Genomic DNA, 24436 nt, shown 5'->3' with positions numbered 1-24436 from the left:
GATCGCCCGTAGTGTTTAGCCGCGGAAGGCTGGTCCGCCGAAGGGTGTGCCTACGGCGCCGCCGTCGACGAAGAACTCGATTGCGTTGACGTAGGAGGAGTCGTCGGAGGCGAGGAAGATGACGGCTTTTGCAAGCTCCTCCGCTTCACCGAAGCGGCCTAGCGGAATTGTGGAGGCGATGCGTTTTGCCAGTCCGTCGTTCTCTTCGGCGGTGCGGGTGCCACGGCTCCAGATGGGGGTGTTGATTGGGCCGGGCGCGACGATGTTGACGCGAATGCCGCGAGGGGCGAGATCGGCGGCCATGGAGCGGGACAGACCACGGAGGCCGGCTTTGCTTGCGGCGTACGCGGCGTAGCCTGGCTGGCCGAGCGATCCGATGACGGAGCCGTTGAAGATGACGGAAGAGCCGTCTTTGAGGATGGGGAGAGCCTCTTGGACCGTGAAGAAGGCGCCGGTGAGGTTGATGCGGATGATGTTCTCGAAGGTCGCTTCGTCGGTGTTGCCAGTGGGTGTTTGTCCGGCGATGCCTGCGTTGGCAAAGACGATGTCGAGATGGCCGAAGTCTTTTTGATTTTGGCGAAGAGGTCTTTGCGGGCAGCGGAGTCGGTGACGTCGGCGCGATAGGCGGTTGCGTTTGAGCCGAGGAGGTTGGCGGCTTCGTCGAGGGTCTTCTGGTCGCGACCCGTGATGGCGACTTGTGCGCCTTCCTTGACAAAGAGTTGGGCGGTGGCGAGTCCGATGCCGCTGTTGCCGCCGGTGATGAGAGCTTTTTTGCCTTCGAGTTTCATGTTGTTTTCCTCTTGTCGTGCTCGCTGTTTTTGATTGCGGACTGCCTGGGTTGGGAGCAGCCTTTATGCGTCAAATACTTTAAGCATGATGATTGTCATGCTCACTCTTGTTTAAGCATGATGTGTATCATGTATAAAGTCAAGTGAGGGTTTTTGGGATGAGATATCCGGCAGCAGAGACGGCGGAGAAGCATCGGCGGATTCTGGAAGAGGCGTCGCGCCTATTTCGCGAGAAGGGATTTTCCGGGGTGAGTGTCAGCGAGATTATGAAGGCGACGGGTTTGACGCATGGGCCTTTTTATAATCACTTCGACTCGAAGGAAGAGTTGATGGCGGAGAGTGTGCTGCATGGTTTCAAGAACACGCTGGACGGCTTGCATGCGACGGAGGGGACTGCCAAAGGCAGAGCGGAGTATGTGAAGAGATATTTGAGCGCGGCCCATCGCGATGCTCCCGGTGCGGGATGCACGATGGCCGGGCTGGCTTCAGAGATTCGGCATGAGTCGCAGGTACGGGGACCGTTTTCGGACCGGCTGAAGGCTGTGATTGAGGCGGTGGCGACTCACTTTCCGTGGCCGTCAAAGCGGTCGGCACGGGGAGATGCGATTCGGATGACGGCTTCGATGGTGGGGGCAATGATTCTGGCGCGTGCGGTGGAGGATGAGAGATTTTCGGACGAGATTTTGAGTGAGGTGCGGAAGGGGCTGGTGTAGAGGTTTCCGCGGCTTCGGAATTGTCGGAGACGGAATGCGTAAGGGAGTTGGGTGGGGACGGGTTGAAGAAGAGGCAACGGCAAGTGCGAGAGCGAAATACAGGGATCCTTCACTCTGTTCAGGATGACGACGTAAAACAAACAACAACAAGACTTTGATTTTTTAGAGAGATTTCAGGCTTATGCGAAGGGGTGTTCGAGGCTGGGGCTTTGCGCGGTGAACATCTTGCCGCCGTCTTCGGTGACGTGCCAGTCGTCTTCGAGACGTACGCCGAACTCGCCGGGGAGGTAGATGCCGGGTTCGTCGGAGAAGCACATGCCTGCGGCTAGTGGTGTGGTATTGCCGCGGACGAGATAGGGCCACTCGTGGCCATCCATACCGATGCCGTGGCCGAGGCGGTGGGTGAAGTGTTTGTAGTCGGGGCCATAGCCTGCGGCGGTGATGAGGTCGCGTGCGGCGGCGTCGATGGTGTGGCAGGGTGCTCCGGGATGGGCTGCGGCTAGAGCTGCGGATTGGGCTTTGAGGACGATGTCGAAGACCTTGCGGGCTTTGTCGAGTTTGGGGATGGTGGGATCGCCGAGGACGAAGGTGCGGGAGATGTCGGATTGATAGCCTTCGACGGTGCAGCCGTCGTCGATGAGGATGATCTGGCCTTCGCGGATGACTTGCGGTTGGAGGGAGCCGTGGGGGAGCGCGGAGTACTCGCCTACCTGACAACTGGCGTCGCCGGTGACGCCGGAGCGGGTGTAGGCGAGGTCGACCATCTGGCTGAACTGGCGGTTGGTCATGCCGGGTTGCGCGGATTGGTAGCAGGCTTTATAGACCGCTAGGGTGATGTTGTTGGCTAGCTGCATGAGGGCCAGTTCGGCGGGGGATTTGATGGCGCGACAGCCGAAGGTGACAGGAGTTGCGCTGGTGGTGGTGAGGGCGGGGCTGGCGTGGGCAATTCCGTCTGCGAAGACGAACTGGGTGCGCTCCTCGATGCCGATCTTTCCGGTGGCGAGGCCGGATTCGTTGAGTGCTTTGGCGAGGAGCTGGTAGGGATCTTCGTCTTCGTTCCAGGTGTAGACGTGGGTGGTGGAGGCGGAGGGGAGGGAGGCGGGTTTGGCTTCCATGCGTTCGCGTACGCGGCCCTCTTCGAAGACGGGGCAGACGATGAAGGGGGCGCCGGTGGCGGGGAGGGTCCAGGCGAAGAGGCGCTCGGACTGGCCCCAGCGGAGGCCGGTGAAGTAGGTGAGGGAGGTGCCGGTGGTGATGACGATGGCGTCGATGCTGTTCTGGTGCATGAGGGCACGGGCGCGTTCGAGGCGGTGTTCGCGCTCGGCGAGGGTGATGGGGACAGCTTCGGCGCGGCGGTTGGTGAGGGCGGCGATGGCAGGTGGGAGTTTTTCGGTTGGGGATTGTGCTGCGAGGGTAAGGGATGGGGCGGCGGCTGCGGCGGCGGCTGAGGACAGGAGAAAGCGGCGGCGGGTGGGCATGAGTGGAGTGATTGTAACTTGAAGCGACGAGCGATTTGTAGAGTTGCTCCTCAATAACCAGGATGGGAAAGTCAAAAGCGCAAAGCGTTTCGAAGTCCGAGAAGGCCAGAGACTAGAAGAAAAAGTCCTGCCGCGATTGCACAAACGGCTCCCAAAGTATCGATAGAGATCAGATCTCCGTTGCGGATCGAGTTGATTGCCCACGTTTCAAAGAGTAGGCCCGACGAGAAAAAACAAACGAAATTATTGCGAAGCCGATTCGCTGCGCCCAAGTCAGGTTGTGGCCGTTCTTCAGCCATTGGGAATAGAAAGTATGGCTTTCCCGCCAGCTCTTGCGCATCGGATCGTAGTCTGGAACGTGCGTCATTCCAGTCATCCTTTCACACGCGCCAGCGTAACCACAAAGTGTTCGACTAATGGCTTCGGATTGATTAGCTACTGACCCTGCATAGCAATCGATGGTTAGAGGATATGATTAATGGGTTCCATGGAGAGCGCGATGGCGATGATTACGACGGTTCAGCAGCATATTTTGCAGGAGCAGCAGGCTGCCTTGAAGGCTACGGGGCGGGAGGCTTCGGGGACGTTCAGCTGGTTGCTGAGCGGGATTACGCTGGCCGCGAAGATGGTGGAGGCGAAGATTCGCTCGGCTGGGTTGAGCGATGTGTATGGCGCGTTTGGCGCGGAGAATGTGCAGGGGAGCAGCAGCAGAAGCTGGATGTTTATGCGAATCAGGCGCTGCTGCATTGCCTGGGGCTGCGCGATAGCGTTGCGGCGCTGGTGAGCGAAGAGGATGAGGAGCCGGTGACGTTCAACCGCGATGCGGAGACGGGGAAGTACATTATTGTTTTTGATCCGCTGGATGGGTCGAGCAACATTGACGTGAATGTGAATGTGGGGACGATCTTCAGTGTGCTGCGGAGGATGCCGGCGGAGTTGGGGACGCTGGAGGAATCGATTCTGCAGCCGGGGTTTCGGCAGGTGGCGGCGGGGTATGTGGTGTATGGGCCGTCGACGGTGCTGGTGTATACGACGGGTAATGGCGTGCATGGATTTACGCTCGATCCGACGATTGGAGCGTTTGTGCTGAGCAACGAGAAGATGAGGATGCCGGAGCAGGGAAGCTACTACTCGGTGAATGAGGCGAATGCGGCGGGATGGCCGGAGGAGTATCGCGCGTATGTGGAGATGCTACGCACAGGTGGATTGCAGAAGGAGTATAGCTCGCGGTATATCGGGAGTTTGGTTGCGGACTTTCATCGGACGCTGCTGAAGGGCGGGGTGTTTTTGTATCCGCCTACGCTGAAGCAGCCGAAGGGGAAGCTGCGGCTGCTGTATGAGGCGAACCCGCTGGCGTTTATTGCGGAGCAGGCGGGTGGGATGGCTGCGCATGGTGCTGGACGGATTCTGGATATCAAGCCGGAGGGGATCCATCAGCGGACGCCGTTTTGTGTGGGGAGCAGGCGGGAGATGGAGGCGCTGGTGGCGGCGGTGAGTCCGGCGGTGGTGCGGTGAGTTCATTTGCTGCTGAGGTGATTGATATTCGCGAGGAGTCTCGCGTGGCAGGGCGTCAGCGATGGCAGATGGCTCTGGATCGGACTGAGTTTGCGGCTGGGGACGTTGGCGTGCTGGAGGCGGTGGCTCGGAGTGGGGCGCGGCTGGTGGTTCCGGTGCTTGGGGTGGTGATGGATGGGGGCGAGGTGTGGCATGTGGTGGAGAAGCCGCTGGCTGCGGGGACGGCGGTAACGGGGCGGGTGGGCGTGCCGGTGGAGTGATGCAGATCGGAGGCTCAAGGTTGAGTCGGAGTGTGGTTGCTGGTACACTCGGAGATGTTGTTTCGGCTGCGTTGGGCCTGCGAAAGCGGTGCGCGATGCGGGTTTGGTGGGGGGCTGTAGCTCAGTTGGGAGAGCGCCTCGTTCGCAACGAGGAGGTCAGCGGTTCGATCCCGCTCAGCTCCACCATAGAAACAGCAACTTGCGGCATACCTTCCATCTCCTCACTCAGTTTTGTGTCGTTGTTTGTGTCGTAACCCTTCGATGTGCCCTCCGAATCGCTCCGTTTTCCGCTTCCCATCGTCAGGGCGTCCAGCGCGGTTCTCTTGGCGTCCAGCCGAACGTGCGAGTAGTGGGCCAGCATCTTTCGTGAGACATGCCCCGCAATCGACATGATCGTTTGGTCGCTGGCTTTCGACTCGGCAAGCTCTGTGATTGCCTGATGCCGGAGGTCATGGAAGCGGAAGCCCTCAAACGGACTCTTGAGCTTCGCAATGCTGGCGTCGCAACCTGTACAGGTCTCGCCGGGATTCTGGAGCAGACCACACCCGGCACACTGTACGGCCCGCGTCAGCCGCCGCCATGCTGTCCGCCAGCTCTTAATGCCGCGCGTGGGGTCGAAATGGGCTGTTTCGCAAGCGGGGAAGAGGAAATGGCTCGGCTCGCTCGCCACGAGGTCCCGAGAGCGTCTGTAAAGCTCCAGAATCACAGCCCAGGCATCCGCGTTCAAAGGGATCACGCGCTCCCCGGCCTCCGTCTTGCTCTTCCGCACCGTCAGCGAGCGCCCCATCATGTCCACGTCGCGCCAGCGCATTTCCTTGATCTCGCACCCACGCATTGTTGTGTTCAAGGCGAGCCGTGCGGCACACGCGACCGTTTGCCACTCAGGGCGGGCAGCGGCCCTGTGTAGCAGCTTTACTTTCTCCTCATAAGTCAGCGCTTGCCCGATGCTCTGGCGCACGGGCAAAGGGTGAATCTCCTCTGCGAAGTGGTGCCAGCGCTTGGCCCTCTTGAGAACACCGCGGATAATGTCCAGTTCACGGTTGATCGTCGCATTCGCCCTTCCTGCTGTCTTGCGTTCGCGGATGTAGCCGACAACCTGCGCGGGAGTCATGCGCCACACGGCAACCACTCCGAGACTCTTGTTGATTGGCTTCACACGCTCCCGCTCCGTTTGAATGCTGCGAGGCGCAAGGTGCGGGATGCGATCCGCGAGGAACCGCTCCGCCGCCTCGGAGAAGGGAAGCCGGGAGAAGTCGTCTTTGGTGGCAGCGAGCTTGCCAGCTTTCGCCTCTCCGATCAGCACACGTTCCTTGCGTTGCGCTTCGCGCCAGTCGCTAGTGTCGAGAGAGAATCGGAACCGCTCGCCGTCCACAAAGAAATGCGTGTGCCAGGTGCTACCGCGCTTTTTGAGTGCCATGCTTTCTCCTCGTGGTCTCTTTAACCTTTCCATTCCGATGCTGCTGATAACGTTCCTTGTCCTTCTTTCGTCGCTCGGCCTTGAACTCTTCAGAGGACTGGTGCTCTTTCACGCGACATTTCACGCCGCAATGGCGGTTATCGCTCCTCTTGGGCACGAAGAACATCCCACACGCACACTCGCGCACATCATCGATTTGGCTCCGATCCGCGAGTTGAAGTGCGCACATCAACGCCGCAATCTCGCTCTGCGCATCCGGTCGGACGTTTGCCTGACTTGGACGGAAATAGAGCAGGGGACCATCGCCAACGGGATGGATCTGGGGTACCAAAGTGTAGCGGCTGAGCATGTCATTCAACTCACTGTTGCACTTGAGGAGGCTGGTGAAGTAAACGTCCGCGAGCACGCCATCCGGGTCGCTGCCCATGAACTGCGACCCGTATCCTCTCTGAAATCGAAGAAGCCGAATGATCGTTTCGACGCGGACTCTACCCTCACCGGCCAGTGCTTCGCCATTCAACAATTCAACTAGCAGCTCAGGCAGCGACGGTAAGCGGCCCTCTTTCGCAATCCGTTCTGACCATTCGGGAATAGTCGCGTGGACTGCCCAGAGTCCGTCGTCCCTTCCTCTCCGCATACGGTTCGTCGCCATCTTCACCACCTACATTTCCGGTTCGTCCTGCACAATACGTACTATTCTTACGTAATACTAATAACAAACGCAAGTGTTATCGTATTAGGAGTGACGGAATGCCAATAGATACAACATCGCTGGAGACACTCTACTCGGTGCAGGAAGCCGCCAGAAAGCTGGGAGGCGTTTCAAAATTCACGGTCTACGCATGGATGAGGCGGGGGATGTTGGAACGGACGCGCGTTGGTGGCCGCGTTATGGTTCGAGAATCGTCGCTTCTGAAGCTGCTTGAACAGAGCGCCGCCAAGACTCACAGGGGTGCCCAGTGAACACAGAGCGGCTAATGACATTGGAAGAAGTTGCCGATGCGCTCAGACTCTCCAAGCACACGGTCAGGGCATTCGTGAAAAGAGGCAAGCTCTCGCCGGTGAGAATCTGCCGACGACTCCTCTTCCGTCCGTCCGACCTTCAATTGCTCATCACGGCGAGCTGCACAACGGAGCAGCGGTAATGACCATCGCTTCGCTGACAGCCCTCGGTGTCGTTGCAAATGAGAAAGCCCACATTGCAGTGTGGGCCAAGGAAGGGATACCGTTTTGCCTGATCGAAGTGTAGCAGAAAATTTCCCAGCCTACGTCGGGTCCATCGATTCGGACACCCGCACAGAGAAGCACGCGGGCCCGGCGAGCATCTGGCCATACGAAGAGCCGGCGAGGCCGGATGGGTGGCCGGAGCCGGAGAAGCTTGGCGAAGAACTGCCCCCGTTCCGCCCAAGGCGCGCAGGCCCCGCGCAATCCAGTCTGCGTTGAGTGACGACCGGCCGAAGGTTCTGCTTCCTGGAGACAACCGGCTCCTGTCCGACGTAGCGGCGGATTGCGGCCACTTCCTGCGGGAGGCGTTCTTCTATCGGAATGGTGAAGCGCTTCTCGTCGATGACGGCGACGCGAAGCGGATCAGCGCGCAGCAGTTCCGAACGGAGGCAGAGCGGCACCTTGTTTTCTTCCGGCAAAAGCACACCAGTAACGGGGCCATCCACGCGGACGCCACCATGTACGAGTCGGAGGCCCGGGGAATTATGGCAGCAACGCAATTTACCGAGAAACTCCGCCAGCTCGAGCAAATCTCCTCCCCACGCTTGCCTGTGCTCCGCGGCAATGGGTCCATCGAACTGCTTCCTAAGGGATACGATCCGGAGACAAAGATTCTCACTCTCGGCAGTCCTGAATTTCGGGAGGATATGAGTCTCGACGAGGGTCGCGCTGTTCTCGGCAACCTCTTTGGCGAGTTCGAATTTGCCGACGACGGACGTAGCTTGGCCGTCTCTGTCGCCGCACTAGTGGGGATGGTGGGATTTCGCCTGATGCCGAGAGCCAGCCTGAGACCGGCGTTCGTTATCACGAAGAATGCCGAAGGGAGCGGCGCCAGCACCTTGGCGGACTGCATCGTTTGGCCGCTTCTCGGAAGCGCTCCCAAGCTAACGCTGCCCGAAGACGACGCCGAGACAAGAAAGATCCTGCTCACGGTGGTGCGCGATGCCCGAGCGGCGATCATCTTCGACAACGTAAAGCACGTAATCGGAGGCGCGTCCCTTGAGGCTTTTATTTCGTCAGCCGTCTACGAAGGCAGATTGCTAGGCGCCAATCAATCGCTCGCGGGCCCGAACTACACAACTGTCATTTGCACCGCGAACGGCGGGCGCGTGAGCCCCGACATGCGCCGCAGGTCTCTTTTAGTCGTGCTACATCTTAACGTCGAGCGCGCCGAGGACCGCCAGTTTAAGCGACCAATCAGCGGCTCGGTTCTGGCCGAATTGCGTCCAAGGGTTCTCGCGGCGGTGTGGGCATTGATTCGCCATTGGGAAGGTTTGGGCAGGCCGGGGCCAAGTCGCTCGCATTCTGCCTTCCCTGAATGGGCTCATACCGTTGGCGGCATCGTCGAGCACGCGGGATATCGGTGCCCGTTCGAGACTCCGCGGATCGTCGAGTCAGTCGATGCGGACGCGGAAGCTATGCGCAGCATGGTGGCCGCGATGGAGCCGGGACGGAGGTACACCAACCGCGAGCTTATGGATCTGGCCCGACACGAGGAGCTTTTCCGGGACTTGTCGGACGCTCCGACGATGAAATGACCACTTCCCATCGAAGTACCTGGGGGAGGATGCTCTCCAGGTATCACGACCGCAGCATTGGCGAGCACCGCTTCTTTTCCGATGGGAAGGAACACAAAAAGCGCTTTTGGGCGGAGGGAATCCGTGGATAGCAACATGGTTGCATGGTCCAACATGGTTTTTCACTCCGTTCAGATATATATACGCGTAACCCTCAACCTACTGAAAGACCATGCAGACCATGCGACCATGTCAGGTTCTTGCTTAAAGGATTTCCCACGAAGGGCTAACCAGGAAAGGACTATATGGGCACAGATGTAACGCTGACGCTAGCTGAAGAAACTACATTCGCTGAGTTGGAAGCCGTTGTCGAACGGAACCGCTGGGCATTCGTTCAAGCGGGCCTTGCGCTGGCGGAGATTCACCTCCGGCGACTATACCGCGTCACGCATGCCACCTTCGGGAGTTACTGCCAAGAACGATGGGGGTTCAAGCGCAGTACGGCTTATGCCTATCTGGAAGCTTCGACCGTAGCCGTGAATGTCCACTCAAGTGGACAAACTCCACCATCTCTAACGCAGGCCCGCGAGCTTGCTGTCCTGGAGCCTGAGCAACAGCGCGCTGTCGCCGCCACAACCGACTTTGCCCACACAACGGTGAAACAACTAAAGGGGCGCATCGACGGGGTGCGCAATCCGAAGGCAAAGCGAGCGGCTGGAAATGTCCACTCAAGTGCACAAAATCCACGTGGAGAAATTCTTCCGCCTGCCAATGAAGCTCCAAGGCCGGAGCCCGGTATGTCCATGGTCCGGGCAGACGCCCTGTGCCTGATGTGCCGGGAACGGCTTTTTCCGCAGGAAGCTCCTAAGCAGGATTCCGCAGTCGACGTTGAGCCCACGCCAATTCAAACCCCCGTCGTGGAGCGCAAGTATGTCGCCGATGATGCTGTCCCCGTCGATGCTTATGGCGATGAGCACTGGCCGCCAGCCGATGAGGAGATTGTCTTTTGAGCACGGATGAGATGGTCGACACTATTCGGAAGTTGGGAGGCGTCCTGAAACTCGAAGGCGCCAATGTGCGGTGCTCGCTTCCCGCGGCCGCTGCGCATCTTGCCGGTGAGCTGCGGGAGCGCAAGCCAGAATTGATATCGCTGCTCAAGGCGCGGGGCGGCCGGATTGCGAACCTTCCTCACTGCCCGACTTGCGCCAGTTACGCGCTCTATCGGGGGCGGCATCGGCGCCTACGAGTGCCTCACCTGCGGACTGCTGGAGATCGAAGAGACAACGGCCCGGAGGCTGGTATGAATAACATCGAAGTAATGATGAGGGAGTTTGTGAGGTCATCGGTGCATCTGAAGCGCAAGCTCTATCGCAGGGATGAGGCAGCATCAACGACTCCGGAAGGCATGGAAGGCCCGCGCATCGCAGTCCACACCTGCCGTCTCTGTAACCGTGCCGCCGCTGGAGACGGGGCGCAGGTGCGTCACAAAGCCGATTGCCCGCTCCCAAGGCTACAGAAGGCGCAGACGGCTCTTCGTGAGGCATGGCCTGAGCTGTTCGCGGGGAAATCGGCTCCGGAGAAGAAGGCAGCAGCACAAGTGCGCGCACGCACCTGAGCAGAACGGGCCAGCGAGTCAGTCCTCGGCTTGGTTCCCGGCTTTCTTTCCACCACCACCACCATGCTCGAAGGAGGGGATCGTCCTCGGGCGGGACGGCCTACGGGGACTCAGCCGGTCGCGTTCTCTTCGGACTCAGCAGCGCGCCGAGTGCATCGGCTGCCGCCATGTCGTCAGCGTCTACTGCGTGAATGTAATGCTCTGATGTCACATCAGAGCCGATGGAGTGGCCGACGCGGTGCTGGATGGTTTTCATGGGCACTCCGATCCGAGACATGGTGGTTATATTCATGTGGCGGAAGGCGTAGTTACCGCACCGGACACCGAGCGCTTCCACCTTGGCACGGATGCCAAGCTCGTCGAGGATCGGGTTGAGCACGCGCTGACGGAAGTTGTCCATCGAGAGCGGCTTTCCCCCGTGTTGCGCTTGCGTCCCGGCTCCGTGACGAACACTAGACCGTAGCTGTTCGGCTCCGACTCGGCGATGAGCTGCCGAACCTCTTCCGCCAGCGATCCGCTGATGGCGAACGTCCGGGTAGCGTTGACCGTCTTCGGTGTCTGCACCTGCTGTTGCCACACCGACTGAGCAACCCGCAGAGTCTGCACGCCGACGTCTTCGACCCTCAACCCCGCCAGCTCCCCCGGCCGCATCCCCGTCTCAGCCAGGATGCGGAAGAACGTCTTCCATCTCCCCTGCGCCTTGTCGATGATCGCCAGGGCCTCCTCCACGGTGAAGTGATACGTCTTGCCCTTCACGATCATCGGCAGCTTCAGGAGCAGGTGCCCATTCGTACCGCGCGGGAAAGGGTTGTGCTGCGCGTAGCCCCAAGCCCTTGCCATGTCCCACATCACTATAAGCACCGAAACCGCGTTCTTGACCGTCTTCGGCGATTTTTCCGAAGTGTTCACGAACCGCTGAATCATCTCCAGGTTGATGTTCCGCAGTTGGTGCTCCCCGAAGAACGGCACCAGCTGGACGTTGATGACGCTCTTCTCGCTGCTCCGGGACGATGGCTTGTGGTGGATCATGATCTCCTTCATCCACTTCTCTGCGAACAGCCCAAAGCTGACCATGGACGTGGGCCGGTACTCCACGTTGTTGATGGGCTCCAGGCGCTTCGCCAAAGCACGCTCTGCCAGTTTCTTTGTCGGCAGGTCCGTAACGGTTCCAATAACCTGTTTTTTGTGTATGCGTTTCACTTCGCCCGATGGAAGGGCGACGTCTTCCCGCCAGCGAGCGATCCAACGGTCTCCATCCCTTGTGAGAGAGCCGTGCTGATAGCGACGACGAGCCATTGAGTGGAACCGTCCCCACTCGCCTATAGAGTTCGCTTGATCGTTCGCGAATCCATCTTTGGATTGCACCACAAGCGCGTCCTTGTTGGAGTTTGTACGCCGCATATGCAGCAGATCATAACGGTGCCGGCAGGCAAGAGGTTGGTCTTTCTGAAGGAAAGTACGGTCTGCATCCGGAAAATTATCAGGGTAATTTTCACGATTCAGTGGAGGGATTTCAGATTGACATCGTGCCACATCGTGGCACCTTGCGGATGTCCTTCCGCACGCTCGGCCACAGCAAGTGAGCAAGGTTCAGACGCACCTTTGCCTCGCCACGAATGTAACTAAGCTACATCGTTCCCGAGTAGTGTTTAGCCGGCTCGTCAAAGCAGCCACCCCAGAACATAAAGTGGGCTTTTCTCTTGCGTCTTCATTTTTTGAGGGAGAGTATGGCGGACAGGAGAATTCCACCGATGGGCAAGTTGGCGTTTCTGCTGGTTGTTGTGGTGATCCTGTACTTCGTCTTCAGAGGTGACGATCCCAAGCCCGTTGCACCATCACCTTCGGTTTCATCCGAAGCAGCTACCCCTGAGCCTTCCTATTCGGGTTCGAGCGATCAGGGTAGTGGCCATCAGGCCGGATACGATTGGGCCGAGGAAAAGGGCATAGACGATGAGGATGCCTGTGACGAGGCGGGAGACCATTCAAACTCGCCTTCGTTCGCGGAGGGCTGCAAAGCCTACGTGGAAGAGCAGCGGTAGATTGGTTTGCCAAGGTATTTATTGCTCATCGCTCGCTGGGTAGAATGCTGAAATCCGTGAATAACTTCAGAAAGGTTGTTCCTATGAATTGGAAGCTGATACTGGCTGTAACTGCAGGAGTGATCCTTGGGGTACTTGTTGCGCCACGCCTGGGAGGGGTCGTACAGGCAGCGCCTCTAACATCGGGAGCACGCTACCAGATCCAAGGCGCCACGGCAGATGAGACGAGCGAGGATGGCCGGGCGATGGTAGCTCACGAAGTATTCTTGGTAGATACCGAAGGCGGAAGAGTGTGGGAGTTTCAAGGAACTGTGAAAGTCAAGCAGGACGACGGGAAAACAACTTACCTCCCAGCGTCATTCGAGCCAATAGGGATCTCCAGAGTCTTACCTCCACAGCCATGACAGAGCCGGACATTGCATCGACAAAGGTAAATAGACTTACCCATCGTTTCTAAGTGCGTGCGCGCACCTGTGTCTTTCTGCCTTGGCGATAGCTGCGTCCGATTTGTGAAGGGGCGTCAGGATGTCGAGCAGTTTAGAACGATCATTGCCTCATCGTCTCGGGCGTTTCTCCCGCTACGGCAAATGAGCCGCACTCTGGAAAATGACGCCATAAAGTGTACGAAGTTGCGAGAAACATCAGGGGAAGTTATGAAACCACTGTGCCAGTTGCGAGAAACATCAGGTTGAAGTGATGAAACCACTGTGCGGTTTTCTGGAGTTGGTTTGTGCCCATCTTTCCTGCTGAATAGGCAAAAACAATCTGAGACGTTTGGGGATCGAGCATGGCGATACTAGCGCTCGTTTCTCCAAGGGCGCGCCGCTGGGCGGCACCGGCAGCATATCCCTGTTGCATGACATTCCGCACGCTTGCGCCTGGAGTATCACCCGTTGCGTTGCCGATACCGACATTCGTATTGCTGTTATTGACCAGGCAATAAATACGTTGGCTAACCCAAATTGCTACCTGTCCGGCACATCCCGCTGAATTCGCTGAACATCAAGCTGTCCCCGCTTCCATGATCGCTCCACAGGCGCGCGGAAGCAGCTCTGCAAGGTAGCCGACTGACATCGGACCAACCTTGCAGAGGTCGAAAAACCACGGGTTTAGCAGCTGCTATCAGGTCTTCTGTTATGAATGGCTTGAGGTTGTCAGCACTCAAGAATAGGGGCAGTTCGAAGCTGCTAGCTGTGGGGTCTAGTGGCACTGCGCTAGTCCGTGCGCGACCCGTCCGTCCGAGTGCCCTCAAGTCCAAAAAAGTGGCCTAGGACTGGCCCTCTTCGGGGACGTACTTGTATCTCGTATGCGGAGAAGGCTTCTCGCTTTTGGCTTGAGCGAGCTTATCCTGGATTTGCTTTGGAGAAGCAGAGAGGACGGAAGCCAAAGCCTTCGTAAACTTCTCGTGCTCTAGAGACGATAGATTGCTTTTCTTCATTGGTTATGCCCGCATCCGCAATCTCTACGCGTTTACAAACATACGGTCTGTTATACGTTGGACACTCTCGGCTTCACGCTGAAGCTCAAGTTCGTATGCGCTCTGCCAGCTGCGAGCAAGGGAGGGTTCACGCAATTCTCCGCCAAACAACCGCTTGCGCTCAGCGTGGACCAGTTTTTCAGCTTCATTCAAACCTGCCGGGCATGGCCCGACTGTTACCTTGCCGGTGATCACCTTGAAAAGGAGACTGAAGACTGACAACACCGCAAGCACAGGCGACAAGACTGCAACGATAGCAAATGCTAAGCGGTCACGCGTACCTAATCGGAACACTGTCCAAACAATACCGGTTACGAATAGAAACAGGACAACGATGATATCGATAGCTGTATGGCTCATGGTAAGACTCGATTCCAATTCAATTAGACACCAAATTGCATCAAACGTTTGCTAAAACCTTGGCAATCCAAGCAAGCCAGCGAATCGTCAGTACAATCTGAATCAGGTACAAAAGCGCCGCAAGAGCTATATGGCGGGTTTGAATGAGGCGAATGTTAGCGTCGGCAGGTTGAAGTTCCAACTCGCCCTGAAGAGGGTTAGAAGAGGTCGACCTGAGTCGAACATTTGAGGCTGCCTGCCAACTACGGACATTATCATTCGTCCATTTCGCAAGAACATGGACACAGATTGCGACAAACACGCCGATGCCAACGGTAACCGCGAGGTCCATCGGTACATGTGGGGAACCGGCGAACCAGCGGCGAAAGGCACCGCCAGAGGTAGCAAAATCTCCGAGCAATAGACCGAGAGAGACATAGACTAAATCCTCAGGAATCGACAGGAAAGCTGACCTTTGAGCTTCTCCATCTCCACATAGCCGGAGAATCCCTAGCTTCATCGGCACTAAAACAACCGCCAGCAGAACAATCAGGTTGTGCTGTAGAAATCCGCTTACACTCTCAATCATTATCGGTCGCAAGTGTACGCGGCGAAATGTTTCTTGTCACAAAATTCGTGCACTTTAGTGTCATGGGGCAGAATTACTCCGCGTGGCCCCTTGGAACTGACATTGGGTTAGCCAACGTATTTATTGCCGTTAGGTTCTTGTAGTTCTCTTATTCCTCGTAGTCGGTGACGCCGGCGCCGGTGGATAAAAGTCCAGAGCGAAACAAACAACGACAGATGCTTCTCTGAGACGGCGGTGCCTGGGGGCTGCCGAATGGTGCGGACCGACGGATTCATAACCCGTCGGTCCATGAATCGGCTATTTGAAGGTGACGGTCAGACCGAGCGCCGCCACATTCCCGTCAGACTTGATCCGAAAAGACGATCTGTTGCAAATAATAGACTTACCTTTGTTCAGTGTTACTACTGAACAAAGACGTGATTCGTTTATTTCGTTTGGAGCGTCAAATCCATGTATAAAGGTGACGCGCATCCGCGTACCCAGAGGAGTTCCCATGGCCACGTCGACGCTTGATCCAGTCACACTTCCACACGCCCAAGAGGAGCAGGTTAGCGAGCTCCACGAGCTTCTCCAGAAGCAGGGCAGCGCTCGTCTTGTTGGGAAGGGCGGTGAACCCGCGATGTTGTTGCCGGATGCTATCTATGGCATGCTCCTGCAGATTCTTGATCTCATGCAACAAGGCAAGGCTGTTTCGATCGTTCCTGTGACTCAGGAACTCACGACCCAACAGGCGGCAGAGCTTGTCGGTGTCTCTCGTCCCTTTTTAGTGAAGCTTCTCGAGAATGGAAAGATCCCCTATCACAGCGCCGGCACTCACCGGCGTGTCTATCTAAAGGATCTGCTCGAATACAAGCAGCAACGTGATGAAGATCGCCACGCAGCCCTGGACCGTATGGCCCAAGAAGCGCAGGACGCCGGGTTGTACGATAAGGTGATCCTTCCCGACGAATGACCTCTGGCTACCAAGCTGTTCTTGATGCATGTGTCCTCGTAAACGCTGCTCTTCGCGATACTCTGCTGCGGCTAGCCGAACCGCCTCATTTATTCCTGCCGCGCTGGTCGAGCAACATCATGGAAGAGACGACGCGAACGATGGAGCTCAAGCTTGGATATACGCGCGAGCAAACCCAACACCTGGAAGAAGAGCTGCGCAAACACTTCGAAGATGCGTGGGTCGAAGGGTACGAGCCGCTGATTCCTGCGATGACAAATCACCCCAAAGACTGGCATGTGGTGGCGGCCGCGGTGAAGACTGGTGCTCAAACGATCGTCACCTTCAACCTTAAGGACTTTCGGAAAGAAGCCCTCGCGCCGTGGGATATACAGGCCCAGACCCCGGACGCCTTCCTGATCGATCAGTATCACCTCGATCCAACAGTGGTAGTCGCTAAACTCGAAGAGCAATGCTCCAAGATCCACAACGGGGATCTCTCTCAATTGTTGAGCATTCACGATAAAACGGTCCCTGACTTTGTCGCCATTGTGCGCAAGCATCTCGCAGCACGAGCGGTCGAGACTGTAACGGAAGACCAACAGATCTCGCTTTTACGTGGGTCGGATCCTCAGTAGGTCGAGTGCTAGACTTCGGCCTATGGAAGCCAAAACCGAACACGCAGAGTATCTCTTCCGCGCGTCAGAATACAGCGATGGAACTGCCTTCATCTCAACCGAGTTGATCAGATCGCCGGGACTGACGGTCCTGCCAGGAGGATCCTTTCTCTCATTTTAGCTGTACGACAATTCTCTAGAAAACGTCGAACGATTCGCTAAATTGCTCAACGAATACATCAAAAACACCGGCGTTACCGCCTTTCCGGGGCATCCGATGTTTACCCAAATGCGAGGTCAAAAAGGCTAAAGGGGCAGTGAGGATTCGAACCCCCAAAATGGGAAGCCCATGGACATCCGCTGGCCGTCGAGCTTCATAGTCGACGCTCCTTACCCCTCTTCAGCCACCACCAATGCCTCAGACGGTCCCGGATCGGCAGGGATCTTATGAGGTCGGGGTGGTAGGCGGGAATCGCGAGTTTAGGGTCAAGGACCGTCCATCCAGGTCGAGTAATCGCAGCTCCTTGTTTTACGACGTGGTTGTTGGTGACCACACCGGAGGAAGAATCGACGGTGACATAGGTGAGGATCTCGTCGCGGTTGGCAGTGGAGTTATAAGAGAGAACGAGGCCCCTATGCCAATCGAGGCCGGCCTGCAGTATGCCCTCCTCTTGTGCCGCAATAATGTTTGTTCTGTAGGCCCGCCACCGCTCAGGTAACACGTTGTCGCGCCACCTGAAGTTGAGCGCCGATCCGTTCCCCTTGTTCACGAAGCCCATGTCGCAAGCCGCCGCGAGCTGCTCCGTTCCGATCACCTCGATGATAGGTCGGAAGGTCTCGGTTGTCGTCGATATCGAAGCTTCAGTCTGACGCTTCAATGCCTTCAAGGACGACACTGCGTAGATGAGAGCGGCGGCGGCAATCACCACGCTCCCGATGGCTGCGATTGCCTGCGTAAGGGCGGCGTGCGCCTCAATAGCCTTCAACAAAGAGTGCATCAAATCCCTCCGGTTCAACCCTGGACCCCAACGGGCTCGTTTCCGGAAACCGGAAATCTGAACCCACGCCGACGACGGAGAAAATGTGCCTCGCGCGCGTGTTCCATTACTCTCTGTTTTTGGTGAGTACTGACATCTTCTGTTTGTTCCTATGGAGAAATCGTCGCGGCCACCCCAAAGGCGCATCCCCCTTACCCCTTCGCCAGATTCTAACAAGGGCCAATTTTCCACTGAGAACAGTGGGAGGAACAGTGAAGACCGCAGCTTTGAGAGCACCCAGCTCTGAGGTCGAATCAATTGATTATTCGAAGGTGATAGCCTTCGGAAATGCTCTACCGGCTGGCTTTCAACATCACGGATGATGGATATCTTCGAGTGACGGCGGTCGCCAAAGAATTGCCTCCGGTCTCTGCGATTCATCTGAACGATGAAGTTTTCGCGGCGGCAGTCAAAGTGGCTAAGATGGCACCATTTCAAATGATCCGAATATTGGAAGCGGCAAGAGAGGCGAGGCGTCACCCGACAGTTGAGATCTGCTGTGAAGCCATCGAACTTACACAGGGAGAGGTTGATGCGATGTATCTCCGGAGAGACGAACTGGCCTGATGCAGACTTTCTAATCTTCTAGGCGCTATTTAGCATCTCGGGCCCATTGTTCCGGACATTCCCCACGGCCCGATTTGCTGGTGTCATGCGCATGCCCTCCGATTCGTAAGGGCGCAGCAGATCGAGCGGCGGTCGGGCCTCGTCGTAGTCGTTGAGCCAGCGATCGTAGTCGCGCGGGTGCAAGATCACCGGCATGCGATCGTGGATTGGGTCCGTCAGTTCGTTGGCTTCGGTGGTGACGATGGAGAAGGTATCCAGGGAGGGTGCGTGCTTCCCGTCCGCGGGCGCCACTCTGAGAACAAGCCGGCGAGGGCGTACGGCGCTCCATCAGGCATCTCAAACTTGTAAACAGGTCTGGACCCTGCCTTTGGCTTAGCCGGTTGTTTCGGCTTCGCCTGGATGTCACCGAACAACCCATGCTCTCCCGGCTCTATCGGCGGCGGCTGTGGGAGGCTGGGGCGCTGCAGCCACTCATAGAAGCCGTCGACCGGCACGAGACAGCGGATTACTCAATCGAGAAATCTTCGCACGGGGACTTGAATTGAGTCTTCCATTCCCCGCATCGTTCGAGAAATGAGCCAACTGATACGGTGGGCCAATTTCATCTCTGGAATCAAAATTTACTGCATGATTGTTACTCATTTCCGCAAATTGATTTTCATCCTGCAGCAATAGTGACTCCAATTTTTCGACGCCAATATTCGGATAAGCCAACTTTGAATTTATCGAGTTCATAGCGATAGATTCCGCCGGTGTTGGCTGAACTGGGGCTGGAAATCCATTTACCTGAATGAAGTTTCTACAACTTCCGGATGATACTTGCTGAATCATTCCCTCTGGGATGTCGAGCCTCGGCGAGTCCGTAAAGTCTCGGATAGCTTGACCATGAGATTGAATGATTCGCTCCTTGTAAATGTGAGCATTTTTACCTGTTTTGAAAATCACAAAGAGTGAGCCGATCTCCCCGTCGGGCTCTGAGGAAGAGTTGCGAACATGCGACTGAGCATCAATGAGTTCTCTTCCCCAACCACGCATAGCCTGATCGATGTCCGCAGGTGTCGAGCTTTTCGTCAAACTTGCGAGCCACCTTTTACCACTGTTTTGCGCACCCCATCTGCCATTTTCACTTTGAACTTCTATTAACCCCGTAGTGGAAGCAAGCATATTGGCTGTAGGAGACCAAACTTTGCACTCTGAAATTCTTTGTGAAAGATGGGTGTAAATACTGGAAACACCTCGGTTCATAGTTTGTATGACGGCGCTGTCTATGACGAATGCCAAGTTCTCGCCGTTCGCAACGGCAATGGCACAAGTCCCGTGCGATGTCGAATCGAGGACCTCTGCATTTGCTGGGATCTGCCAGTTCTGATAGTGCGAGGGAGGGACATTCAAGCCAAGGTTCGGCGTGTTGGTGATCTGCGCCGAGAGAGGCGTGACAAGAATACTGCCGAGGAGCCAACGGATTACTTGACTTCGTCTCATATTTTAGTCACCCAAGCCGTACCGTTACAGAAAGTGGAGTGACCATCCTGCGAGAAGACCCATTCGACCACTGTACAAGCACCACTTGGTGCTGTAGCTACCCCCGTAATAGGAGCCGTTATTAGCGCGGCCTTGACCGTACCGAGACCGTTGCCTATGGTCGTGGTATCGAAGCTGAAGCTTCCGGCAGTCGTCGAACTGATGCAGCCAACGGGAGTAGGAGCCGGCGAGGAGTTAAGGGAGAAGAGACTGGACGACGTGTAGCAGTAGCCCTCGCCCGCGCCGTTGACCAACGCACTGCCTAGGTTCATCGTTCCGCCCAGACTGATAACTTCGTTGAACGCGGGGGTTGGATGCGGAGATAGCTGATCGTTCACCACTCCGGCTGAGCTAGAGCAAGTGCCTAGGTTAGTAAACCCACTTGGCCCACCCGCGATCTGGTAGTTGTAGATCGTTGCCGTGGTTCCTGTTGGTAATGCGCTGCACGATATCTGGTTGAAGTTGGATGTGCTCAGCGTGGCATTGCCGGTGAAGATGTCAGTAATTGGACCCCACGTTGTCGTTCCGTTAGGGTTATTCACCTGCATGAAGTAGACATAGTGCGTAGAGCCCGGAGTCCCTACCTGTGTGATCACCAACGGAGTCACGAAATAGTTATCAAAACACACGCTGCCCGAGGGGTCTTTTATAGAGCACTCCCTGAAGGTAGTTTGAGGAGTGGGTACAAAAGTGGAGGGATTTGTTCCCGACAAAATCAACGAAGCCGGCGAGAAGGGTTCGACCGTAGCCACTTGGCTGTTGCTGATAGTCAAAAGGTTCTTCCCGTTACTCCCCACGAACGACCATTGGCCGCCGTCGATAGTGTTATCGAAGTGGAGGAAATTAATACCATTGTTGATGCTGAGTGGGTTGAAGTTCTGCATTCCCGGACTGCTGAACGCCGAACCGCCCCAGCAGATACCGCACACGACCGGCTGCACATTTGAATTTAGGTTTGTGTTGAAAATTCCAATTGCATCCATCAAGTCGGCGGGGATTTGGTTTCCCCGGTGCCAATTGAACCAAAGTTGTCTACAGTTGAAGGAAAATTTTGGACCGTTATGGATGCATTACCGAACGCCGAATATCCCAAATTCGAGATAACGAGAGCACCGATACTGCTTGGTTGACCTATCGCTTGCTGTAGGTTGAGTGAATCTCCCATAGCTGCGTAATTAGTGGGAAGGGCGAGATTATCACCAACGTGAAACATCGGCTGGTAGGAACCAATAAAATGTCCGTTGGCAAGCATGGCATTCGGCAAGACGCCAGGGGTGTGGTCAGATACATCATAAATTTCAGATGCCCACTGCACGCTCGCCTGAAGATTACGAACGGGAAGCCTAAGAACCGCACCACTGGAGCATGTGGTATCAGGTCCAGTCTGTGATGCCGTGAAGGTGCCTCCATCGGTAAATATTACCCCCGCTCCACCGATACCCGTGTTCACGCTTGAATCAGAGCACCCAGACACGGTAACTACGAAAGTATTAACAAGAGAAAACTTGTTCTCGTCTCCATCAATGGTTCCGGTAAGGACGTTATTGGTTCTGCTGACGTTGGTGGCCTGAAACGATCCCGGCGCTACGCCTACGTTCGGCACCCCAAAGATAGCCTCGGTTCTCGCCGAACTTCCCGGTGCTACGGCAGAACTCCATAACTGGCTGGAATTGTAGTGTGCGTAGCCAACCGTATGCGGACTTGGGGAAACAATGACGGGAATCACAGAACCGTTTAATGTGCCATCTGACTTAGTATCCCCATTCAAACTAACGACAGTACCGCAAGCACCACCCTGCGCGGCCATTGTCGGATTAGAACCTACGCCCAAGGCATGGACGCTACGATGAGCCATCAGTGTTAATATTTGGTTCCCACTGCCATCCTTGGCTGTTGCACTCAATACCTGAGCACCGAAGATCATATTTCCACCGGTATTCTGAGCTGCACAGAATAGCCCCTGATCTCCTCCTGGGCCTGCTCCCGTAGCGGTAAAAGTTCCGGTTGTTGCGTGGACTGTGCACATAGTCTGGGCTACAGTGCCTTCCTGAATCGGCACAACGCAATCATTGACTAAGCTACCCTGCGCATAGCTGACCGGAAGTGCGGGAGTGGAAGCATCGAATACTACGGTTCCATAGAAGGGGGCTGTATTGGTTGGTGAAAAGATATTCGCCATCAACTGTAGGGACAAAAGAGGAGTTGCCGTCCGGTCTATCATGTACCGTCCGACGCCCTGAGTATTTGCCGAGGCCGTCTGATTGGCGACAAAGTGGCTAGGATCAGTAAGAGAGGTAATTGTTCCTTGCCAATCTGCTGGTGTTGAGATGTTCGACTCTCCAAGTCCGTGTATACCTTCGTCGGAAGCTGAGATTGCACCCCGGCATAGAGATTATTAAAGTGCATCACGCTGGCATCACCTATGCCCGTGAAATTATTGGTTTGCCCCCAGATTCCACGAACACCAGCACCTGGGAAGAAGTTATTCTGTGTCAGGACATTCTGGATCTGCCACTGAGCCGTGCTTGTATACCCGGCAGAGGGACAGTTGAAGGGGCATCCCTCTCCGCTGGTCACATAACCAGGATTGATAAAGAGGGCCTGCTCAAACCGCATGTCCTGCTCTGCGCCCTGGATAGCGCTCTTACTTCCTGTGGTGTAGGCAGTTTCTGCGGGGAAGCCTGACTGAATCACAAAGTTGAATCCGAACCCACTTGGCAGAGGGTTGGTGTTGTACATCCCGAAGGCGTTGTAGCGGAAGTCGAATAGCGCTGAGGAATTGGTGGTGGAATTTCCAGCCTGATTGATTCCGATAGAAGTATCGGTCGACGTTGAAGGGGTTCCAGCAGCGCAAGACAGGGCATTGCAACTTGAACTGGCGAAGAAGTTAGGGATTCCGTTGTTTCCCGCGCCAGTAATAAAAGTGTCAGTCAAGGGGAATGGACCGCCCCCACCGCCCGTAGAGTTGATGGTTACGGTGCCTAGCCCGTCGGTGGGGGAGAGCGTTACACCTGTTCCCGCAATAATCTGCGCTACACCGCCCCCGCTAAACTGGAATCCAGGGAATCCTCCCGTCACCAGAGGAACAGGCGAGGAGTAGGTGTTGGGAGCTACACCGCCACTGCCAACCACGTCGTATCCCTGATTGACCGCCACCCAGAACGTCCACTGCCCCGACGTCAAGCTGCTCGACGCATTTGCGGTGAAGGGGTTCGACAGAGGCGTACCGTTCGTATCCGCGAAGAGCGTAGCCTTCGTCTGCGTCCCCGTCAGGAACACGGTCACAGTACACGACGGAATGATGGTCTGCTGGAAGTTGGTCGACTTCATCCCAGAGACCGACGCCTGTGTGCCGCCATGATTGCAATAGCCGGTCAGTGCCGCCGTCTGTGCAAACGCCGCGAGCGGCAACACGAGAAGGCCGAGGAACACCAGTGCGGCCAGTTTAGCGACATTCCTACAGACATTCTTTCGCATAAGTCTTCTTCCCCCTTGCAGGTTCTGAAGACCCTCGCGACATTCGCCTTACAGGCGACTCAACAGGTGTTCTCCGATTGCCTAAATCAAATCACCCCGAAAAACTACGCTCCGCAGCCTAACTGGAACGCTGGTGTACTCATATCTTATCCTCCCGTATCCGCCAGATAGTCCGCAGCGGATCGGCTTCCTCTCAGGTGCGCGCACGCACTCAGAAAGTGATCGGCGGCATTTGGCAGACCGGGCGCCATCTCGACAGGTGCGCGGCAAAGCTCGCCGGCCAGCACCAGAGTCATCCGGGAGGGATTGCGCTTGCCGGAGAGCCAATGGGCCACGGTCACATGGGACACGCCAAAGCTCGCGCCGATTGCCTTCAGCGTTTCGCCTGCATCCCGGCGTGCCTGCAACCATGCCGCGAATTGGGAGGGAGTGAGCATTACACGGTCCAGGGTTCCAACTGCCAACGCAAGATAACTGCCATCGTCTCGCTGCTCATCGTGCCTTCTTTCTCGATTCTGGCAAGGTTGCTCGGGGGAATGCCGATGCGTTCGGCCGCTCCGCGAATGCTCAGTTGGTGATGGTGACGCCATGCTGTGAGCAGTTCTGCAATTATCACGTCCTCACCTCTCCGTCTGGCGATTGGAACGTTCCACCACCACCACCATGATGCTCATTCGCTCTCAACTGGCGAGATCGGGGCGAACCCGCTTTGCGGTCCACTTCGAGTCTGCGCCTCATCGCCCAACTCATACCGCACCCCATCGCTTCGCCTTCGCTGCGAAGCGCATCCACAAGCTCGGATGGCAATCGAACCGATATGTGCTCCATGCGCGCCATGTCTGCATAGTTCCACACTGTCACACGCAAGGCAATAGATTGTCCCACACTTATCCTGTCTTTTCTCGGCTGCCTATTGGCGAAAAGGAGTCTTAGACTCCACCGACAACCCCTTAGCGACAACTAAGTCAACGCGAGAGAGCGGCGCACAGTGGGGTTGCAAGCCGACAGCGGACGCTGAGGCTGTCTGTTGCGCAGCGGTGCTCTGGAGGGCGATTCTGCGCGATTGCTGGCAGTTGTGGCGAGCCGAGTGCAGAGGGGGAAGAGAGGGAAGAGAGGGAAGAGAATGAGACGATGAGGGTGGCCACGAAAGAGACAAAACTTACCTCAAATATTTCCTCTTGACAACGTAGTGCGATTGCACTACAGTTACATTCATGAACGCACCTACCAGCTTTCGGTTGAGCGATACCGCTCTTACTCTTCTGGGTAGTCTCTGCTCCGCGTTGGGGCTGAAGCGATCCGGAGTGATGGAGTT

General features: G+C 56.4%; 31 protein-coding genes, 1 tRNA gene and 3 pseudogenes. 16 read left to right on the top strand and 19 right to left on the bottom strand.

Going from position 1 to position 24436, the window contains the following annotated elements; genetic code table 11:
* Window positions 1-15 precede the first annotated feature (15 nt).
* Window positions 16-788, bottom strand: a pseudogene (locus RBB80_RS31365) (SDR family oxidoreductase).
* Here RBB80_RS31365 and RBB80_RS31360 point away from each other — a divergent pair.
* Together RBB80_RS31360 and RBB80_RS31355 are read left to right on the top strand one after the other, a co-directional pair.
* On the top strand, window positions 720-935 hold the full coding sequence (locus RBB80_RS31360; RefSeq protein WP_433970117.1) for a hypothetical protein: 216 nt from the start codon (window positions 720-722) through the stop codon (window positions 933-935). The pseudogene RBB80_RS31365 and the gene RBB80_RS31360 sit on opposite strands and share 69 nt — an antisense overlap.
* An 11-nt stretch (window positions 936-946) precedes the next feature.
* Entirely contained in the window at window positions 947-1501 is a 555-nt protein-coding gene (locus RBB80_RS31355; protein ID WP_433966024.1) for a TetR/AcrR family transcriptional regulator, read from the top strand.
* A gap of 179 nt (window positions 1502-1680) precedes the next feature.
* Here RBB80_RS31355 and RBB80_RS31350 read toward each other — a convergent pair whose 3' ends face one another.
* Window positions 1681-2979, bottom strand: coding sequence for a M24 family metallopeptidase (locus RBB80_RS31350; protein ID WP_433966023.1), 1299 nt, complete (start codon window positions 2977-2979; stop codon window positions 1681-1683).
* 478 nt (window positions 2980-3457) lie between these two features.
* Between RBB80_RS31350 and fbp the strand changes: the two are divergent.
* The 3 genes and pseudogenes from fbp to RBB80_RS31335 all read left to right on the top strand — a co-directional run bounded on the left by fbp (window position 3458) and on the right by RBB80_RS31335 (window position 4940).
* Window positions 3458-4494, top strand: a pseudogene (gene fbp / locus RBB80_RS31345) (class 1 fructose-bisphosphatase).
* Window positions 4491-4754 (top strand): hypothetical protein, encoded by a 264-nt coding sequence (locus tag RBB80_RS31340; protein WP_433966022.1) that lies wholly within the window; start codon window positions 4491-4493, stop codon window positions 4752-4754. Before fbp ends, RBB80_RS31340 begins: the two are co-directional and overlap by 4 nt.
* 110 nt (window positions 4755-4864) lie before the next feature.
* Window positions 4865-4940 (top strand) — tRNA-Ala (locus RBB80_RS31335).
* A 160-nt stretch (window positions 4941-5100) separates the two neighbouring features.
* Here the strand turns inward: RBB80_RS31335 and RBB80_RS31330 are convergent.
* Window positions 5101-5712: pseudogene (locus RBB80_RS31330) on the bottom strand (tyrosine-type recombinase/integrase); the annotation flags it as partial.
* Here RBB80_RS31330 and RBB80_RS31325 point away from each other — a divergent pair.
* The 4 genes from RBB80_RS31325 (at window position 5692) to RBB80_RS31310 (ending at window position 7316) form a co-directional block, all read left to right on the top strand.
* Window positions 5692-6195, top strand: a complete 504-nt coding sequence (locus tag RBB80_RS31325; protein WP_433966021.1) for a hypothetical protein — start codon at window positions 5692-5694, stop codon at window positions 6193-6195. The pseudogene RBB80_RS31330 and the gene RBB80_RS31325 overlap by 21 nt on opposite strands.
* A 13-nt stretch (window positions 6196-6208) precedes the next feature.
* On the top strand, window positions 6209-6703 hold the full coding sequence (locus RBB80_RS31320; RefSeq protein ID WP_433966020.1) for a hypothetical protein: 495 nt from the start codon (window positions 6209-6211) through the stop codon (window positions 6701-6703).
* A 218-nt stretch (window positions 6704-6921) separates the two neighbouring features.
* A complete protein-coding gene (locus RBB80_RS31315) occupies window positions 6922-7134 on the top strand; it encodes a helix-turn-helix domain-containing protein (RefSeq protein ID WP_433966019.1) in 213 nt (70 codons plus the stop codon).
* A gap of 14 nt (window positions 7135-7148) precedes the next feature.
* Window positions 7149-7316: a helix-turn-helix domain-containing protein gene (locus RBB80_RS31310; RefSeq protein ID WP_433966018.1), complete on the top strand. Its 168-nt coding sequence runs from the start codon at window positions 7149-7151 to the stop codon at window positions 7314-7316.
* Between the two features lie 120 nt (window positions 7317-7436).
* On the opposite strand, the gene RBB80_RS31305 is transcribed toward RBB80_RS31310, so the two are convergent.
* Window positions 7437-7925 carry a hypothetical protein gene (locus RBB80_RS31305; protein WP_433966017.1) on the bottom strand — a complete coding sequence of 163 codons (489 nt, stop codon included), beginning with the start codon at window positions 7923-7925 and terminating at the stop codon, window positions 7437-7439.
* A 117-nt stretch (window positions 7926-8042) separates the two neighbouring features.
* On the opposite strand from RBB80_RS31305, the gene RBB80_RS31300 reads away from it, so the two are divergent.
* The 3 genes from RBB80_RS31300 to RBB80_RS31290 all read left to right on the top strand — a co-directional run bounded on the left by RBB80_RS31300 (window position 8043) and on the right by RBB80_RS31290 (window position 10527).
* On the top strand, window positions 8043-8933 hold the full coding sequence (locus RBB80_RS31300; RefSeq protein WP_433966016.1) for a hypothetical protein: 891 nt from the start codon (window positions 8043-8045) through the stop codon (window positions 8931-8933).
* A 284-nt stretch (window positions 8934-9217) separates the two neighbouring features.
* Window positions 9218-9922: a hypothetical protein gene (locus RBB80_RS31295; RefSeq protein WP_433966015.1), complete on the top strand. Its 705-nt coding sequence runs from the start codon at window positions 9218-9220 to the stop codon at window positions 9920-9922.
* The gene (locus tag RBB80_RS31290) at window positions 9919-10527 is read left to right on the top strand and encodes a hypothetical protein (protein ID WP_433966014.1); all 609 of its coding nucleotides are present in this window, start codon (window positions 9919-9921) and stop codon (window positions 10525-10527) included. The genes RBB80_RS31295 and RBB80_RS31290 overlap by 4 nt, the downstream gene beginning before the upstream one ends.
* 100 nt (window positions 10528-10627) lie before the next feature.
* Here the strand turns inward: RBB80_RS31290 and RBB80_RS31285 are convergent, their stop codons facing one another.
* Complete coding sequence (locus tag RBB80_RS31285) at window positions 10628-10783, bottom strand: hypothetical protein (RefSeq protein WP_433966013.1); 156 nt, start codon at window positions 10781-10783, stop codon at window positions 10628-10630.
* A gap of 32 nt (window positions 10784-10815) precedes the next feature.
* Window positions 10816-11895: a tyrosine-type recombinase/integrase gene (locus tag RBB80_RS31280; protein WP_433966012.1), complete on the bottom strand. Its 1080-nt coding sequence runs from the start codon at window positions 11893-11895 to the stop codon at window positions 10816-10818.
* Between the two features lie 383 nt (window positions 11896-12278).
* On the opposite strand from RBB80_RS31280, the gene RBB80_RS31275 reads away from it, so the two are divergent.
* Window positions 12279-12566, top strand: coding sequence for a hypothetical protein (locus tag RBB80_RS31275; protein ID WP_433966011.1), 288 nt, complete (start codon window positions 12279-12281; stop codon window positions 12564-12566).
* A 651-nt stretch (window positions 12567-13217) separates the two neighbouring features.
* On the opposite strand, the gene RBB80_RS31270 is transcribed toward RBB80_RS31275, so the two are convergent.
* The 4 genes from RBB80_RS31270 to RBB80_RS31255 all read right to left on the bottom strand — a co-directional run bounded on the left by RBB80_RS31270 (window position 13218) and on the right by RBB80_RS31255 (window position 14971).
* Window positions 13218-13436, bottom strand: coding sequence for a hypothetical protein (locus tag RBB80_RS31270; protein WP_433966010.1), 219 nt, complete (start codon window positions 13434-13436; stop codon window positions 13218-13220).
* Window positions 13437-13833: 397 nt separating this feature from the next.
* Window positions 13834-14004 (bottom strand): hypothetical protein, encoded by a 171-nt coding sequence (locus RBB80_RS31265; protein WP_433966009.1) that lies wholly within the window; start codon window positions 14002-14004, stop codon window positions 13834-13836.
* Window positions 14005-14028: 24 nt separating this feature from the next.
* Window positions 14029-14403 (bottom strand): hypothetical protein, encoded by a 375-nt coding sequence (locus RBB80_RS31260; RefSeq protein WP_433966008.1) that lies wholly within the window; start codon window positions 14401-14403, stop codon window positions 14029-14031.
* 40 nt (window positions 14404-14443) lie between these two features.
* Window positions 14444-14971: a hypothetical protein gene (locus RBB80_RS31255; RefSeq protein ID WP_433966007.1), complete on the bottom strand. Its 528-nt coding sequence runs from the start codon at window positions 14969-14971 to the stop codon at window positions 14444-14446.
* A 493-nt stretch (window positions 14972-15464) separates the two neighbouring features.
* Here RBB80_RS31255 and RBB80_RS31250 point away from each other — a divergent pair, with 493 nt between their 5' ends.
* Window positions 15465-15923 carry a helix-turn-helix domain-containing protein gene (locus tag RBB80_RS31250; RefSeq protein WP_433966006.1) on the top strand — a complete coding sequence of 153 codons (459 nt, stop codon included), beginning with the start codon at window positions 15465-15467 and terminating at the stop codon, window positions 15921-15923.
* Window positions 15920-16540 carry a PIN domain-containing protein gene (locus RBB80_RS31245; RefSeq protein WP_433966005.1) on the top strand — a complete coding sequence of 207 codons (621 nt, stop codon included), beginning with the start codon at window positions 15920-15922 and terminating at the stop codon, window positions 16538-16540. Before RBB80_RS31250 ends, RBB80_RS31245 begins: the two co-directional genes overlap by 4 nt.
* Window positions 16541-16893: 353 nt before the next feature.
* Here the strand turns inward: RBB80_RS31245 and RBB80_RS31240 are convergent, their stop codons facing one another.
* The gene (locus RBB80_RS31240) at window positions 16894-17517 is read right to left on the bottom strand and encodes a hypothetical protein (protein ID WP_433966004.1); all 624 of its coding nucleotides are present in this window, start codon (window positions 17515-17517) and stop codon (window positions 16894-16896) included.
* Window positions 17518-17844: 327 nt separating this feature from the next.
* Here RBB80_RS31240 and RBB80_RS31235 point away from each other — a divergent pair, with 327 nt between their 5' ends.
* Window positions 17845-18123 (top strand): hypothetical protein, encoded by a 279-nt coding sequence (locus tag RBB80_RS31235; RefSeq protein ID WP_433966003.1) that lies wholly within the window; start codon window positions 17845-17847, stop codon window positions 18121-18123.
* A gap of 18 nt (window positions 18124-18141) precedes the next feature.
* Here RBB80_RS31235 and RBB80_RS31230 read toward each other — a convergent pair whose 3' ends face one another.
* The 8 genes from RBB80_RS31230 to RBB80_RS31195 form a co-directional block, all read right to left on the bottom strand.
* A complete protein-coding gene (locus tag RBB80_RS31230) occupies window positions 18142-18414 on the bottom strand; it encodes an SOS response-associated peptidase family protein (protein ID WP_433966002.1) in 273 nt (90 codons plus the stop codon).
* Window positions 18339-18617: a hypothetical protein gene (locus RBB80_RS31225; protein ID WP_433966001.1), complete on the bottom strand. Its 279-nt coding sequence runs from the start codon at window positions 18615-18617 to the stop codon at window positions 18339-18341. The genes RBB80_RS31230 and RBB80_RS31225 overlap by 76 nt, the downstream gene beginning before the upstream one ends.
* On the bottom strand, window positions 18595-19605 hold the full coding sequence (locus tag RBB80_RS31220) for a hypothetical protein (protein ID WP_433966000.1): 1011 nt from the start codon (window positions 19603-19605) through the stop codon (window positions 18595-18597). The genes RBB80_RS31225 and RBB80_RS31220 overlap by 23 nt, the downstream gene beginning before the upstream one ends.
* Complete coding sequence (locus RBB80_RS31215; protein WP_433965999.1) at window positions 19602-20573, bottom strand: hypothetical protein; 972 nt, start codon at window positions 20571-20573, stop codon at window positions 19602-19604. Before RBB80_RS31215 ends, RBB80_RS31220 begins: the two co-directional genes overlap by 4 nt.
* Window positions 20574-20626: 53 nt before the next feature.
* Window positions 20627-21865, bottom strand: a complete 1239-nt coding sequence (locus tag RBB80_RS31210) for a hypothetical protein (RefSeq protein ID WP_433965998.1) — start codon at window positions 21863-21865, stop codon at window positions 20627-20629.
* A complete protein-coding gene (locus RBB80_RS31205) occupies window positions 21862-23121 on the bottom strand; it encodes a hypothetical protein (RefSeq protein ID WP_433965997.1) in 1260 nt (419 codons plus the stop codon). The genes RBB80_RS31210 and RBB80_RS31205 overlap by 4 nt, the downstream gene beginning before the upstream one ends.
* A gap of 146 nt (window positions 23122-23267) precedes the next feature.
* Window positions 23268-23558, bottom strand: a complete 291-nt coding sequence (locus tag RBB80_RS31200; RefSeq protein ID WP_433965996.1) for a hypothetical protein — start codon at window positions 23556-23558, stop codon at window positions 23268-23270.
* Window positions 23558-23737, bottom strand: coding sequence for a hypothetical protein (locus tag RBB80_RS31195; protein WP_433965995.1), 180 nt, complete (start codon window positions 23735-23737; stop codon window positions 23558-23560). Before RBB80_RS31195 ends, RBB80_RS31200 begins: the two co-directional genes overlap by 1 nt.
* Window positions 23738-24436 lie beyond the last annotated feature (699 nt).

The organism is Tunturiibacter gelidiferens (assembly GCF_051013345.1).
GTDB classification, from domain to species: Bacteria; Acidobacteriota; Terriglobia; order Terriglobales; family Acidobacteriaceae; genus Edaphobacter; species Edaphobacter gelidiferens_A.
This window is presented reverse-complemented; position numbering and strand designations above follow the sequence as displayed.

Excerpts from the sequence above, each read along its gene's own strand:
- RBB80_RS31355 (WP_433966024.1), top strand. The coding sequence starts at position 947 with ATGAGATATCCGGCAGCAGAGACGGCGGAGAAGCATCGGCGGATTCTG.
- RBB80_RS31350 (WP_433966023.1), bottom strand. The coding sequence starts at position 2,979 with ATGCCCACCCGCCGCCGCTTTCTCCTGTCCTCAGCCGCCGCCGCAGCC.
- RBB80_RS31320 (WP_433966020.1), top strand. The coding sequence starts at position 6,209 with ATGCTGCTGATAACGTTCCTTGTCCTTCTTTCGTCGCTCGGCCTTGAA.
- RBB80_RS31315 (WP_433966019.1), top strand. The coding sequence starts at position 6,922 with ATGCCAATAGATACAACATCGCTGGAGACACTCTACTCGGTGCAGGAA.
- RBB80_RS31310 (WP_433966018.1), top strand. The coding sequence starts at position 7,149 with ATGACATTGGAAGAAGTTGCCGATGCGCTCAGACTCTCCAAGCACACG.
- RBB80_RS31300 (WP_433966016.1), top strand. The coding sequence starts at position 8,043 with ATGAGTCTCGACGAGGGTCGCGCTGTTCTCGGCAACCTCTTTGGCGAG.
- RBB80_RS31295 (WP_433966015.1), top strand. The coding sequence starts at position 9,218 with ATGGGCACAGATGTAACGCTGACGCTAGCTGAAGAAACTACATTCGCT.
- RBB80_RS31285 (WP_433966013.1), bottom strand. The coding sequence starts at position 10,783 with ATGAAAACCATCCAGCACCGCGTCGGCCACTCCATCGGCTCTGATGTG.
- RBB80_RS31275 (WP_433966011.1), top strand. The coding sequence starts at position 12,279 with ATGGGCAAGTTGGCGTTTCTGCTGGTTGTTGTGGTGATCCTGTACTTC.
- RBB80_RS31265 (WP_433966009.1), bottom strand. The coding sequence starts at position 14,004 with ATGAAGAAAAGCAATCTATCGTCTCTAGAGCACGAGAAGTTTACGAAG.
- RBB80_RS31260 (WP_433966008.1), bottom strand. The coding sequence starts at position 14,403 with ATGAGCCATACAGCTATCGATATCATCGTTGTCCTGTTTCTATTCGTA.
- RBB80_RS31255 (WP_433966007.1), bottom strand. The coding sequence starts at position 14,971 with ATGATTGAGAGTGTAAGCGGATTTCTACAGCACAACCTGATTGTTCTG.
- RBB80_RS31250 (WP_433966006.1), top strand. The coding sequence starts at position 15,465 with ATGGCCACGTCGACGCTTGATCCAGTCACACTTCCACACGCCCAAGAG.
- RBB80_RS31245 (WP_433966005.1), top strand. The coding sequence starts at position 15,920 with ATGACCTCTGGCTACCAAGCTGTTCTTGATGCATGTGTCCTCGTAAAC.
- RBB80_RS31240 (WP_433966004.1), bottom strand. The coding sequence starts at position 17,517 with ATGCACTCTTTGTTGAAGGCTATTGAGGCGCACGCCGCCCTTACGCAG.
- RBB80_RS31235 (WP_433966003.1), top strand. The coding sequence starts at position 17,845 with ATGCTCTACCGGCTGGCTTTCAACATCACGGATGATGGATATCTTCGA.
- RBB80_RS31220 (WP_433966000.1), bottom strand. The coding sequence starts at position 19,605 with ATGAGACGAAGTCAAGTAATCCGTTGGCTCCTCGGCAGTATTCTTGTC.
- RBB80_RS31210 (WP_433965998.1), bottom strand. The coding sequence starts at position 21,865 with ATGATAGACCGGACGGCAACTCCTCTTTTGTCCCTACAGTTGATGGCG.
- RBB80_RS31205 (WP_433965997.1), bottom strand. The coding sequence starts at position 23,121 with ATGCGAAAGAATGTCTGTAGGAATGTCGCTAAACTGGCCGCACTGGTG.
- RBB80_RS31200 (WP_433965996.1), bottom strand. The coding sequence starts at position 23,558 with ATGCTCACTCCCTCCCAATTCGCGGCATGGTTGCAGGCACGCCGGGAT.